This window comes from Klebsiella sp. BIGb0407 (assembly GCF_024807845.1).
GTDB lineage: Bacteria > Pseudomonadota > Gammaproteobacteria > Enterobacterales > Enterobacteriaceae > JGM124.
Map to the genome: position 1 here is coordinate 524,630 of NZ_JANUEQ010000002.1, position 13,059 is coordinate 537,688.

Below are 13,059 nucleotides of genomic sequence, written 5' to 3' on the forward strand. Positions count from 1 at the left end.
TCCCTCTTAGTCTGAGAAAAGCATGAGCGAATTGATCTATTTGAATGGTTACCCTGAACAGTTACTTTCTCAGGTTCGTACGCTTATTGCCGAACAGCGTCTTGGTGCGGTACTGGATAAACGTTATCCGGAACGCCATGATATTACGACCGACAAAGTGCTTTACCAGTATACTCAGACACTAAAGAGTCAGTATCTGCGTAATGCATCCCCGATTAATAAAGTGGTTTTTGATAGTAAAATCCACGTATTAAAGAATGCACTCGGCCTGCATACTGCTCTCTCAAGAGTTCAGGGTAATAAGTTAAAAGCAAAAGCAGAAATTCGCGTGGCGACCATTTTTCGTCAGGCACCCGAACCCTTCTTGCGAATGATTGTGGTACATGAATTAGCACATCTTAAGGAGAAAGATCACAACAAAGCGTTCTACTCCTTGTGTTGTCATATGGAACCGCAGTATCACCAGTTAGAGTTTGATACACGTCTTTGGCTCACTCAGTTATCGTTAAATAGTACGGCCTGATGACTCATTATTTTCAATCTTACGGAGAATATCCCAGTCTATGATACGTTTCGCTGTCGTTGGCACAAACTGGATCACCCGCCAGTTTGTTGATGCTGCCCATGAAAGTGGCAAGTACAAACTTAATGCAGTTTATTCTCGCAGTCTGGAGCAGGCACAAGCCTTTGCCAGCGACTATCCGGTGGAGCATCTGTTCACCTCTCTGGAAGAAATGGCCGCCAGCGACGCTATCGATGCGGTCTATATCGCCAGCCCGAACTCATTTCATGCTGAACAAAGCATGCTATTCCTGCGTCACAAAAAGCATGTGATTTGTGAGAAGCCGTTTGCCTCTAATTTGCGTGAAGCCGAGGCCGCTATAGCCTGTGCCCGTGAAAATCAGGTGGTATTATTTGAGGCCTTTAAAACTGCCAGCCTGCCAAACTTTATTGCCTTGCAGCAGGCGCTGCCTAAAGTTGGTAAAATTCGTAAGGTCTCGCTAAGTTATTGCCAGTATTCATCACGCTATCAACGGTATCTGAACGGCGAGAACCCAAATACCTTTAATCCGGCCTTCTCAAATGGCTCAATTATGGATATTGGTTTTTATGTTCTGGCTTCTGCGGTCACTCTCTGGGGCCAGCCTAAAACCGTTCTGGCCAGCGCCTCGTTACTTGATAGCGGTGTCGATGCCCATGGCTCAGTGCTGCTGAATTACGGCGACTTTGATGTCACTCTGCTGCACTCGAAAGTGAGCGATTCCGTGCTGGCCAGTGAAATTCAAGGCGAAGCCGGTTCACTGGTTATCGAAAAAGTATCTGAATGTCAGAAAATTACGTTTATACCACGAGGTGAAAAACCGCAAAATCTGACTCAGACCCAGCACATCAATACGATGCTGTACGAAGCAGAAGTTTTTGCTGACCTGATAGAAAACCAGCATATCAGCCACCCGGCACTGGAGGTTTCACGAATTACCTCTGCGCTGGCAACAGAGATTCGCCGCCAAACGGGGGTAAAATTTCCAGCCGATGAGTTAGCCGAAGACCCGGCAAGGTAAAATTTTTGCTTCCAGTTGTAAGCAAAAACGGCTGGCGTCTTCTGACGTCAGCCGTTTTTTGTTTCAAGACATAAATTATGCATCAAGGGCAGTAACAGCGAAACCAGGATAATGACTGGCGGCAAAAATGCGTCAATAATTTCCCTGCCAGATGAGGATAAATACTCAACAACAAATGTATCAAAAGAGGCGATATTAGTCCGTTCAGAGTCATTTATAGGGTTACTTTGCCGAATTATTTAATAGCCTTAACATATTTGCCGGACAGCTATAACAAAAAACTACCAAGCTGTTGATTTCAATATGAGTTAACATTGTAAAATCACAATATCCGCGTATATTAAAGAGCAATGACTCCTGCGCAGTAATGCAGCACGTGGTGGCGCAGGAGCAAACTTATACCTCGCGATTCTCTGAAAATTCGCATGTTCATATCGATAGCACTGCGAATAGTCAAAAAAAGTCATTTTCTCCCCCGAGGGTAAGCAAACAAGGAATAGTGTCAGAGTGTGTAAATACCCTCGCCAGCACTACCTCCAATGAGCAAAATCACGTGATGATAGATGCAAATTCTGTGACGTACTGCGCGGAGCTTTGTTACAATTAAATGCAATTCTACAGCCGACAGGCCTGTCTTGATGCTTTATCGCCAGATTTTGCCAGGACTTTGAAAAATGGGTAGTGAGTTGTCATTGATACATTACAAAAAACAGTACGGCATTCTACTCATCCGTTTTTAATACGGTGGCCGCTAAACGAAGTGCCAGGAACACTGAATGGAACTACTGACGCAACTGCTTAACGCTCTCTGGAGCCAGGATTTCGAAACGCTTGCTAACCCTTCGATGGTGGGCATGCTTTACTTCGTCTTATTCATGATTATCTTTCTGGAAAATGGATTACTTCCCGCAGCATTTTTGCCGGGTGACAGCCTGTTAGTGCTGGTTGGGGTATTAATTGCCAAGGGAGCAATGGGCTTTCCTGAGACCGTGATTCTTCTGACGGTCGCAGCCAGCCTAGGTTGCTGGCTGAGTTATGTTCAAGGACGATGGCTTGGAAATTCAGCCACGGTTCAGAACTGGCTCTCGCATCTGCCACCACGCTACCATCAGCGCGCGCACCAGTTATTCCATAAACATGGCCTGTCCGCATTGCTTATTGGCCGGTTTATCGCTTTTGTACGTACCCTGCTTCCCACCATTGCCGGGCTATCAGGCTTGAGTAATGCACGTTTCCAATTCTTCAATTGGATGAGCGGATTCCTGTGGATCATAATTTTGACTACACTTGGTTATCTGTTAGGAAATACGTCAATTTTCATGAAGTATGAACAGGCGCTAATGTCCTGTCTGATGCTGTTACCAGTGGTACTGCTCGTTATTGGTCTGGTCGGGTCATTAATTGTGTACTGGCGTAAAAAACGCAGCTCACGCGGTTAGGAGTACAAAATGAAATTTTTTTCGTGCCATCTCCGGACGGCACTTTTATTCGGTATTATTGCTATCGCTTCTCTCACCATCTGGTCAGGTATACCATCAAAAGATACCACGATAGAGATTAGCGTTGCCCGGCAGGGTAATAGCCTGCCTGATGGCTTTTATGTATGGCATCACTTGGATGCTCACGGTATAAGATTCAAAAGCATTACGCCTCAAAACAACAACTTACTTATAACTTTTGCATCCAGTGCACAGAGTAATGCTGCGAAAGAGGTACTCCATCGCGCCTTACCTGGTGGCTATGTTATCGATCAGCAAGAGAGTAACAATCAGAATGCTATGACGTGGCTTTCTATTTTGCGTTCTGACCACAACCACGCTTAAGGGCAAAACTTCAAACTATCTGAATTTTGCTTACATCACTTGGGCTTTGGTGAATTCCTGGCTATGCTGTAAAAGCGTTACTTGAAAGTTAAGTTAAATTTTTCATGTCGTTGCACAAATAAGGTCTCTCTCAGTAAAGCTTTGTGTCACGCTAAAACTATGGGATGGTTTACTGTCATGAAACATGTTGCTGCATTCGCTCTTTCTCTGCTGATTCTGGTACCTGCCGCGCAAGCTAGCTCACTTTGCGCTGAAAAAGAGCAAAATATTCAACGCGAGATAAGCCATGCTGAGCAGCACAACAACCCACATCGAGTTGCTGGCCTGAAGAAAGCGTTGAGTGAAGTGCAGGCACACTGTACTGATAGCAAACTGATTGCCGACCATCAGGAGAAAATCGCCAGTCAGAAAAGGGAAATTATTGAGCGTCAATCAGACCTCGAAGAAGCCCGTCTGAAAGGTGATGCTGATAAAATAGCAAAGCGTGAACAGAAACTTGCTGAAGCAGAATCTGAACTGAAATCACTGGAAAAGCGGCAGTACTAACCGCGAAGGCCAAGAAATCTTAAAGGTCATCCTCAACTATTCGGAGAGAATTATGTCTAAAGATTACACATCAGAACATTTGCGCGCAGAACTGAAATCCCTTGCAGATACCCTGGAAGATGTCCTGGACACCTCCACCGAAAAGTCAAAAACTGAGCTGGACAAGCTACGTAGCAAAGCAGAGCAAACACTACGCGACAGCCGTGCTCGCCTGAATAACGCAGGTGATGCCATTAGCCAGCAGACACGTGAAGCGGCCGCTAAAGCGGATACCTATGTACGTGATAATCCGTGGACTGGCGTAGGTATTGGTGCTGCTGTTGGTGTCGTGCTGGGTATCCTGCTCGCACGTCGCTAATATGAATGACTCTCGTCAAACCCCAGGGCCGGGCAAAAGTGTGCTCGGCATGGGCCAGCGACTGATAACTATCATCGTCGGCATGGTCGAAACTCGTATTCGCCTTGCCGTCGTTGAACTTGAAGAAGAAAAAGCAAATCTTATCCAGCTACTCTTGATGCTGGGACTGACGATGCTGTTCATGGCGTTTGGCTTAATGAGCCTGATGATACTCGTTATCTGGGTTGTTGATGCTGAGTATCGGCTACACGTAATGATAGGCACGACGGTGACACTGCTGTTCTGTGCACTGGTATGCGGTTTGTGGACACTGAAAAAATCACGGGAATCCACACTGCTACGCCATACACGTAATGAATTAGCCAGTGACAGAGCCTTGCTTGATGAGGATAAGTCGTGAAGGACATCGAGCGTGAGCAGCGCAAAACGGAATTGCTCAATCAGATTCAGCAGCAACGGCTCAGCCTCTCTATTGCTAAATATCAATGGTTAGAGGTTACAGCACCCTATGACAAGGGCTGGCATACTCTGGTTAGCCTGCGTCGTTACTTTGTTGTGGCAGGCAGCGTCCTTGCCGTCTGGAATGTTCGCCGTCCGGGCAAAATGATGCGGCTGGTAAAACGTGGATTCAGCGTCTGGAGTACCTGGCGTGTGGTTCGCACCAGTCTCAACAGAACATTATTTAAATAATCAAACGCCGCTGCTTAAGCGGCGTTTTTATTCCCCCCCTTAAAACAATATATTTGAACAAGTTTGACAATTTTCCTTGCTTACAATTATCTCCGTTCAGCTTTATTCTTCTCTCCATCGACGGTAACCGCCCAATTTTGCGCTGAATTTCAGACATATTTTGCCCAAGCCGTATCAAATCAAAAAAACATCGTTGGAGAGTAAGATGAAAAAATTAGAAGATATCGGCATCCTGGTTGCTCGTATTTTAATGCCAATTCTGTTCATTAGCGCAGGCTGGGGGAAAATCACCGGTTATGCTGGTACTCAGCAATATATGGAAGCAATGGGTGTTCCGGGAGCACTGCTGCCCCTGACTATTCTGCTTGAGTTTGGTGGTGGTCTGGCAGTTTTGTTCGGTCTTCTGACTCGTACTACCGCGCTGATTACCGCAATCTTTACTTTACTGACCGCAGTCTTATTCCACAGCAACTTCGCTGAAGGCATGAACTCATTGATGTTCATGAAAAATATGACCATTGCAGGTGGCTACTTACTGCTTGCTCTGATTGGTCCAGGTGCGTTCAGTATCGACCGTCTGTTGAAGAAAAACTGGTAAGTTGAAATTACTATCTTAAAAGGTCAAATATCGTTTTAACTGACCTGGCCGATAAAGCAAAGAGGGAACACAATGTGTTCCCTCTTTGCTATTGATAAAACTTAACTTCTATAACGAGTTACCGATCAACCGTTATATTTCTCGTGCTTTCTGCAGCTCTTCTTTACGCGCCAGCGCATCCAGTAGCTTCTGATGAATACCACCAAAACCGCCGTTACTCATCACTAAGATGGTATCGCCCGGCAGGGCTGTTTTTACAATCATATCCACCAGAGTGTCGATATCCGCACTCCAGTGAGCAGGCTGAACGCAGGTTTCCACAATATCAATCACCTGCCAGGGGATATTTTGCGGCTGCAGAATAAACACTTCGTCTGCCCGGCCGAGTGATGGCCCGAGATCGTCCTTACTGACACCCATTTTCATGGTATTTGAGCGTGGTTCCAGCACAGCCAGAATACGCGCGGTACCGCCGACTTTGCTACGCAGAGCCGCCAGGGTGGCTAAAATCGCTGTTGGGTGATGGGCGAAGTCATCATAGACCGCTACCTGGTATGCTTCACCCCGTAATTCAAGACGGCGCCGGGCATTAATAAACTGACCCAGTGCTGCTGCTGCGTCCGCGGGCATCACGCCCACATGGCGGGCTGCCGCAATAGCCATCAAGCCGTTATGCATATTATGCTCACCGACCAGCTGCCAGTTCACTTCACCTACCGCCTCGCCATCAAGATAGACGCGCCAGGAAGAAGCATCCGTCGTCAGCTTTTCGGCACGCCAGTGACCTTGTTCTCCGCCCACCAGCTCCTGCTCACTCCAGCAACCCATCGCCAGGGTCTGTTTCAGGTTGGTATCATTTTCTGGCCAGATAATTTTGCCAGAACCTGGAACAATGCGAACCAGATGGTGGAATTGTCTCTGTACCGCTTTTAAGTCATCAAAAATATCGGCGTGATCGAACTCAAGATTATTGAGGACTAAGGTACGCGGGCAGTAATGAACAAATTTAGAACGCTTATCAAAAAACGCACAGTCATACTCGTCGGCTTCAATAACAAAGAAGTCGCTGTCACCTAAACGTGCCGAAACAGAAAAATTGCCCGGTACGCCGCCAATCACAAAGCCAGGCTTATAACCGCAAGCTTCCAGGATCCAGGCCGCCATACCGGCAGTGGTTGTTTTACCGTGCGTTCCTGCCACCGCAATCACCCAGCGATCCCGCAGGACAAAATCATGCAACCACTGAGGACCAGACAGATAAGGGATATTTTGTTCTAACACCGCTTCCACGCAAGGGTTGCCGCGTGTCATCGCATTGCCGATTATCACTAAATCGGGTTTTGGGTCGAGCTGAGCCGGGTCGTAACCTTCTATCAGAGCTATCCCTTGTTTTTCCAGCAAGGTACTCATCGGTGGATAAACATTAGCATCAGAGCCCGTCACTTCATGGCCTAAAGAGCGCGCCAGTAGTGCCAGTCCACCCATAAAAGTGCCACAAATCCCAAGAATATGAATGCGCATAAAAAAATCCTTTCTCAATTTGCTGTATATTCTAACCGCATGCTCGGGTGGTAAGAAACGCCTTTCTGGAGATAAGTTATTTTGCTGGCGCGATTCACCTAGGCACAATGTTTTGAATTTTTGTTAGTATTGTTTTAGTTTTTGAAACCAACATCCCTATCCAGGAAAAAAGACATGAAAACGTTAGGTGAATTTATTGTCGAGAAGCAACACGAGTTTCCTCATGCAACAGGTGAACTCACTGCTTTACTGTCGGCAATAAAGCTGGGCGCCAAGATAATCCATCGTGATATCAACAAAGCCGGTCTGGTTGATATTTTGGGAGCCAGCGGGGCTGAAAATATTCAGGGTGAAGTTCAGCAAAAACTTGATCTGTTTGCGAATGAAAAACTAAAAGCAGCATTGAAGGCTCGTGGGATTGTGGCGGGTATCGCATCCGAAGAAGAAGACGATTTTGTCGCCTTTGACGGTTGTGAGAACGCAAAATACGTTGTTCTGATGGACCCGCTGGATGGTTCTTCAAATATCGACGTTAACGTTTCTGTTGGGACTATTTTCTCTATTTACCGCCGTATCACACCTGTTGGTCAGCCGGTAACTGAAGAAGACTTCCTGCAACCGGGTAATAAACAAGTTGCTGCGGGTTATGTGGTCTACGGCTCTTCAACCATGCTGGTTTATACCACCGGTTGTGGCGTGCATGCCTTTACCTACGATCCTTCTTTAGGTGTGTTCTGTGTCTGCCAGGAACGTATGCGTTTCCCGGCAGAGGGGAATACTTACTCTATCAACGAAGGTAACTACATTAAATTCCCGAACGGTGTGAAGAAGTACATTAAATACTGTCAGGAAGAAGATGCGGCGACCTCTCGTCCTTATACTTCACGTTATATTGGTTCTCTGGTTGCAGATTTCCATCGTAACTTACTGAAAGGCGGGATCTATCTTTACCCAAGTACCGCAAGCCATCCTGATGGTAAGTTGCGTTTACTGTATGAAGGTAACCCAATGGCATTCCTGGCTGAGCAAGCGGGTGGTAAGGCGAGCGACGGTAAAGAACGTATTATGGATATTATCCCGACCGAGCTGCATCAGCGTCGTTCATTCTTCGTGGGTACTGCGAAAATGGTCGAAGATGTAGAACGCTTTATCCGCGAATATCCTGACGCGTAAAGCTTAGTGAGGATAGCCCTGAACGGGCTATCCTTTTAGTGACGGGGACTAACAGCGGAAGGAGGCTATCGCCCTGACTAAGTGCTGGGACTGATCTTCAAGTGAACGCGTCGCCGCCGCAGACTCTTCAACCAACGCCGCATTCTGCTGGGCCGCCTCATCCATCTGACTGACAGCAATACTGATTTGCTCAATTCCGCTGCTTTGTTCATTAGATGCCTGGGAAATTTCCCGCATGATTTTTGTCATCCGCATGATGTCCTCAGCAATTTCATCCATTGTCTCACCCGCCTGATTAGCCAGTTTATGGCCTTCGGTAACGTGAACGCGGGAACTGGCAATCAAGGCACGAATTTCTTTCGCAGCATCGGCACTACGGCTGGCAAGGGTACGGACTTCGCTCGCTACTACGGCAAACCCGCGGCCTTGTTCACCAGCACGAGCTGCTTCAACGGAAGCATTTAATGCCAGAATATTGGTCTGGAAGGCAATGCTATCAATCACGCCGAGAATATCTGCGATATTGTCAGAACTACTGGAGATATCACGCATTTTTTCAATCACATAGCAGACGATTTCGCTGCCTTTATCGGCCGTCGATGATACCGTCCCCGCCATTTGATGGGCCTGTTCGGCATTGCTCGCATTCTGTCGTACCGTAGCGGTGATTTGCTCCATGCTTGCAGCGGTCTGTTCCAGCGATGCTGCCGTTGACTCAGTGCGGCTCGACAGGTGCTGATTGCCTGTCGCCAGTTCCCGGCTACCAATATCAATCTGTGAGGTGGCATCCCGTACCTGGCTAATAGACTCCACCAGAGAATTACGCATCGTGGTAATCGCCCCGGTCAGGCGACCGAACTCATTTTTCCCGGCCGGAGGTAAAGCCTGAGTCAGATCGCCCTGTGCGACAAACTCCAGTTGGGCAATCGAATTATTAAGCGGTTTTAGCAGTAAATGGCGTAATGCCAGCCAGCCCATAACAATGACCGCGGCAGCAATAGCGGCAACCAGAACAATCAGTCCGAACACAATATTTTTTTGCAGTTGGATCTCTGCGACATCATTACTACCACGCTCATCTCCCCAGCTCTGGAAAGTTTGTACTGAATCATCCAGTCGTTTTCCCAGAGGCGTCAGATGACTTTCCAGCAGGTCGTAATAGCCGTCAACATTATTATTTGCCAGCACAACGATCATCGGCTCAATACCCTCTGCCATAAAGGTATTGTAGTCGCTAATCAGACTGGTCAGTAACTGCTTACCTGTCTCATCATCCCCTTCTGCGCCGCTAAGAATTGCCTCAGTTATCTCCTGACGGGCTCGCATAACGCCCATCTCAATGTTTCTTACGGTAGTCTGGGCATCATCCAGTAAGCCAATTTCCATCTGTCGAACAGCCTGCCCGGCCTCATTACGCGCGCGTAGTAAAGAAATATACCCTTCATTCAGGCGTGCTATCTGTCCACTTTGCAGATGATTCATTCTTTCCAGCGAGGAAGTACTGTGTTGCAAGGCATACAGGCCTAAGCTACTCACAACCAGTAACAGAAATGCCATTACGGCTAATAGCGACAGCAATCCGGTACGAATAGACAAACTCTTCAACATGCTCAAGCCCTGGTTTCATATCGTCTGAAAAAAGAAGTGGATTGTTTATCGGCATCTGACGAAGAATATTTAGACAAATTTAGTTTTAATAAATTTAACTTATTGTTAATAAATAATTAATTTAAATAGACTTATAAAGCCAGAGGGCACTGGCTACGTGGTTCACACCATCACCAGGATAAAAAGAGCAAAAGACATTTAAGTCCAGTTGGCTATAATAGCCGACACTTGAAATAGACCTGATTAAAGGAAACAGACATGAGTTTACTCAACGTTCCTGCTGGAAAAGACCTGCCGGAAGATATCTACGTCGTAATTGAAATCCCTGCTAACGCTGATCCAATTAAATACGAAGTGGACAAAGATAGCGGTGCGCTGTTTGTTGACCGTTTTATGTCCAGTGCTATGTTCTATCCATGCAACTATGGCTATATCAACCATACTCTGTCTCTGGACGGTGATCCGGTTGACGTTTTAGTCCCGACTCCATACCCGTTAGAGCCTGGCTCCGTTATCCGTTGCCGTCCAGTTGGCGTTCTGAAAATGACCGATGAGTCAGGTGAAGATGCTAAGCTGGTTGCCGTTCCTCATAGCAAACTGAGCAAAGAGTACGAACACATTAAAGATGTGAACGATCTGCCAGAACTGCTGAAAGCCCAGATCACTCACTTCTTCGAACATTACAAAGATCTCGAAAAAGGCAAATGGGTTAAAGTTGACGGCTGGGATAATGCTGAAGCTGCTAAAGCTGAAATTATCGCTTCTTTCGAGCGCGCGGCTAAAAAATAGTCTTGCCCGTTAAGATAAAAACGATCGGTTGAACTTCCCGGTTGTTTTATAAGGATCCGTAATCTCTCAGAGATTACGGATTTTTTTATGCTTTCCTCCCCCCCATGAACATTATTTGACGTTAATGATAATCCGCCGGTAAGAGGTTAATGAAGGCTGACCATTGTCGGTCACAGCAAGAATCAGGTGCATGGTTCCTGCGCGAAGTGCTTTAACTTCAGCTTTAGACTGCGTGTTTTCGACAATTTCAAGCATTGGCGGCGCCTGCAGGAAATCTTCACCAAGACGTCCCTGCACTTCGTTAAACGGAACGGGCTGCGCCTGAGTCGCTCCTGCCTCCGGGTAGAGGAACCAGCGGTAACTGAGCTTATCCCCATCAGGATCTTTACTGCCTTCGGTATCAAGGGTGAGTGTTTCACCGACTTTCGCGGTAAGGAAAATCGCTTCCTGCCCCTTATCGCCGTTCACCACTACCTCTGGATTATGGTTGGCCGAGGCATAATCCTTAATACTCCAGTCCATTCTTGCCGCGAAGTCATGCTGGAAAGCATCGCGCCAGCGCCAGACGGTTGCTTGATTAGAGGTGTACTGTTGACCATCGATACCCTTTACAGTGTCAGCGGCGTTCAGGTTTCCGGGATAAAAATCGCCGCCGTTGCTCCAAAATGGTCGTGTTTCATGTTGTGGCTGACGCACAATATAGCGTCCGCCCCAGCCGCCCCAGCCCGGGTTACGCTCACTGTTAAGGCCGTTACGAATCAGTCCGAGGAACGAAGGCGTATCGCCTTCCATGATAAACAGATATTGCAGATAGCCTTTACCCAAGGGCCCTTTACTACGGATATTTTTATCCAGCCAGCTCTGGGATACCGTCGTGAAATCAGCGCCTGGCGCATTACGATAGAAGCGATCGCCGCTGATACCCGTCCAGGTCGCGCGGGCATAGTCTTCGCCATTCTGACTGGAAGGATCGCCGATCCAGGTGATTTCAGGATAATTTTCACGTACCCAAAAACCGGCATCATCCTGATCGGAAATAGCATAGACAACCAGGTTTTTACTCAAAGCTTTCACGGCACCAGCCGGATGTTTGGCGCTTAAATCTTTTAGTGCCTGGGCGAGTGTATTGGCCCCACCCCACAGGTTGATATACAAGGGGCGATTAGGATCGGTGCTTTTTTCTATCGCAGTGACGAGCAAGTCGGAGCCAGCAGTCTGTTTACCCTTGCCAGTCGCCGCCAGTCCATACCCGGCGATTCCCGGAGCAACGACGGTGGCCAGCTGGGCTTTTGTTGGGAAATCTGCTGAGTGTTTCAGTAAGTTCGGCTGCACCTCACCGTAGTGACCCAGCACCAGGTTAATCATATCCGGATTAATCTTTTCTCTCTGCCAGGTCGAGGTGGTAGCCACCAGTCCTTCAATATCCATCTCATTGGCGTACAGCAGAAAACGGGTCAGCGACATCTGATCGTCAGGCTCATTTCCAATGTCGGTCAGGACGAATACGCGTGGTTTAGCCTGATAGGGCAGAACTTTAGTTGCCATCTGGCTGGCTGCGGTATCAGCACTAGCGGCAGCGACGGCTAAGGGTGCGGATATTGCCAGAACACCCGTTAAAGCCAGACAGATACTTTGTACTAATCTACTGCGATGTAAATTCACAATGTTGACCTCAATAGTTCTTTTTATAGAGTACTTTCCCCAAAAACAAAAAAACCTGGCTCTGAAAAAAGAACAAAGTTCAAATTTCAGAAACCAGGTTTTGCCTGCGAAAGCAGTAGCAATCCACTAAAACCAATGTACAACACGGATAATTTTATTTACAAGAGTGATGGCCTGTAAATGTGACATCGCTCCAGGCCTGGCGGATTACTCTTACTTTCCCGGACAGTTTGCACGACCACTTTCCAATGGTACGGGCAAAAAAGAGGCCGCAACGTTAACCGTTGCGGCCTCCTGTAAGAGCTTGACTGACAAGCATTATGCCAGATGGCGGCGTTTTTATTTATCACGCAGCCGCTGGGACTATTCCCGGCATAACAACATCAATACTTGTCTTTATCCAGCCAGTTTCCGCTCTCAATTCTTGTCAGCCCGTCCACCGGACGCTGATAGACGTACATCCATGCACTCCCGTAAGGAGTTTGAATGAGATGGCGCTTATATTCCCCTCCCTGGGTACGAAGCGCATCTAGCTCCGACAATGTTGATGCATCAATTCGGTAGACTTCACCAATGACCCCCCCTTCGCCAGGTACGGCGCCCGGGTAGTGCCCAAGGCTATATAACACGAAGTTTTTTTCCGTATGTTCGCCCATCAACTGAGCATTGGTCATCCAATGACTATTGCCTTGCTTGCGTCGTAAACTACCGTAAACAAATATTCGCATT

General features: G+C 47.3%; 15 protein-coding genes. 11 read left to right on the plus strand and 4 right to left on the minus strand.

From position 1 onward, the window contains the following. The first annotated feature begins 22 nt into the window (after positions 1-22). From M2387_RS09550 to M2387_RS09590, 9 genes are all read left to right on the plus strand, one after another. Positions 23-523 (plus strand): M48 metallopeptidase family protein, encoded by a 501-nt coding sequence (locus M2387_RS09550; protein WP_259048922.1) that lies wholly within the window; start codon positions 23-25, stop codon positions 521-523. 40 nt (positions 524-563) lie between these two features. Then, positions 564-1,562: a Gfo/Idh/MocA family protein gene (locus M2387_RS09555; RefSeq protein ID WP_259048923.1), complete on the plus strand. Its 999-nt coding sequence runs from the start codon at positions 564-566 to the stop codon at positions 1,560-1,562. Positions 1,563-2,338: 776 nt separating this feature from the next. After that, entirely contained in the window at positions 2,339-3,001 is a 663-nt protein-coding gene (yqjA, locus tag M2387_RS09560; RefSeq protein WP_259048924.1) for a DedA family general envelope maintenance protein YqjA, read from the plus strand. A 9-nt stretch (positions 3,002-3,010) separates the two neighbouring features. Continuing rightward, positions 3,011-3,385 (plus strand): EnvZ/OmpR regulon moderator MzrA, encoded by a 375-nt coding sequence (gene mzrA / locus M2387_RS09565; RefSeq protein ID WP_259048925.1) that lies wholly within the window; start codon positions 3,011-3,013, stop codon positions 3,383-3,385. 177 nt (positions 3,386-3,562) lie between these two features. Beyond that, positions 3,563-3,931: a DUF1090 domain-containing protein gene (locus M2387_RS09570; protein WP_259048926.1), complete on the plus strand. Its 369-nt coding sequence runs from the start codon at positions 3,563-3,565 to the stop codon at positions 3,929-3,931. A 52-nt stretch (positions 3,932-3,983) separates the two neighbouring features. Next, on the plus strand, positions 3,984-4,289 hold the full coding sequence (locus M2387_RS09575) for an ElaB/YgaM/YqjD family protein (protein ID WP_259048927.1): 306 nt from the start codon (positions 3,984-3,986) through the stop codon (positions 4,287-4,289). A gap of 1 nt (position 4,290) precedes the next feature. After that, a complete protein-coding gene (locus tag M2387_RS09580; protein ID WP_259048928.1) occupies positions 4,291-4,689 on the plus strand; it encodes a phage holin family protein in 399 nt (132 codons plus the stop codon). Next, positions 4,686-4,979, plus strand: coding sequence for a YqjK-like family protein (locus tag M2387_RS09585; protein WP_259048929.1), 294 nt, complete (start codon positions 4,686-4,688; stop codon positions 4,977-4,979). Before M2387_RS09580 ends, M2387_RS09585 begins: the two co-directional genes overlap by 4 nt. A 205-nt stretch (positions 4,980-5,184) precedes the next feature. Next, positions 5,185-5,577: a DoxX family protein gene (locus M2387_RS09590; RefSeq protein ID WP_259048930.1), complete on the plus strand. Its 393-nt coding sequence runs from the start codon at positions 5,185-5,187 to the stop codon at positions 5,575-5,577. 132 nt (positions 5,578-5,709) lie between these two features. On the opposite strand, the gene mpl is transcribed toward M2387_RS09590, so the two are convergent. Next, positions 5,710-7,098, minus strand: a complete 1,389-nt coding sequence (mpl, locus tag M2387_RS09595) for a UDP-N-acetylmuramate:L-alanyl-gamma-D-glutamyl-meso-diaminopimelate ligase (RefSeq protein ID WP_259048931.1) — start codon at positions 7,096-7,098, stop codon at positions 5,710-5,712. A 174-nt stretch (positions 7,099-7,272) separates the two neighbouring features. Between mpl and fbp the strand changes: the two genes are divergently transcribed. Then, on the plus strand, positions 7,273-8,271 hold the full coding sequence (gene fbp / locus M2387_RS09600) for a class 1 fructose-bisphosphatase (protein ID WP_259048932.1): 999 nt from the start codon (positions 7,273-7,275) through the stop codon (positions 8,269-8,271). A 48-nt stretch (positions 8,272-8,319) separates the two neighbouring features. On the opposite strand, the gene M2387_RS09605 is transcribed toward fbp, so the two are convergent. After that, a complete protein-coding gene (locus M2387_RS09605; protein WP_259048933.1) occupies positions 8,320-9,879 on the minus strand; it encodes a methyl-accepting chemotaxis protein in 1,560 nt (519 codons plus the stop codon). 258 nt (positions 9,880-10,137) lie between these two features. Between M2387_RS09605 and ppa the strand changes: the two genes are divergently transcribed. Next, positions 10,138-10,668 (plus strand): inorganic diphosphatase, encoded by a 531-nt coding sequence (gene ppa, locus M2387_RS09610; protein WP_259048934.1) that lies wholly within the window; start codon positions 10,138-10,140, stop codon positions 10,666-10,668. A 111-nt stretch (positions 10,669-10,779) separates the two neighbouring features. Here ppa and M2387_RS09615 read toward each other — a convergent pair whose 3' ends face one another. Together M2387_RS09615 and M2387_RS09620 are read right to left on the minus strand one after the other, a co-directional pair. Continuing rightward, positions 10,780-12,330: a DUF1593 domain-containing protein gene (locus tag M2387_RS09615; RefSeq protein ID WP_259048935.1), complete on the minus strand. Its 1,551-nt coding sequence runs from the start codon at positions 12,328-12,330 to the stop codon at positions 10,780-10,782. A 383-nt stretch (positions 12,331-12,713) separates the two neighbouring features. Continuing rightward, entirely contained in the window at positions 12,714-13,058 is a 345-nt protein-coding gene (locus M2387_RS09620; RefSeq protein ID WP_259048936.1) for a gamma-glutamylcyclotransferase family protein, read from the minus strand. Position 13,059 lies beyond the last annotated feature (1 nt).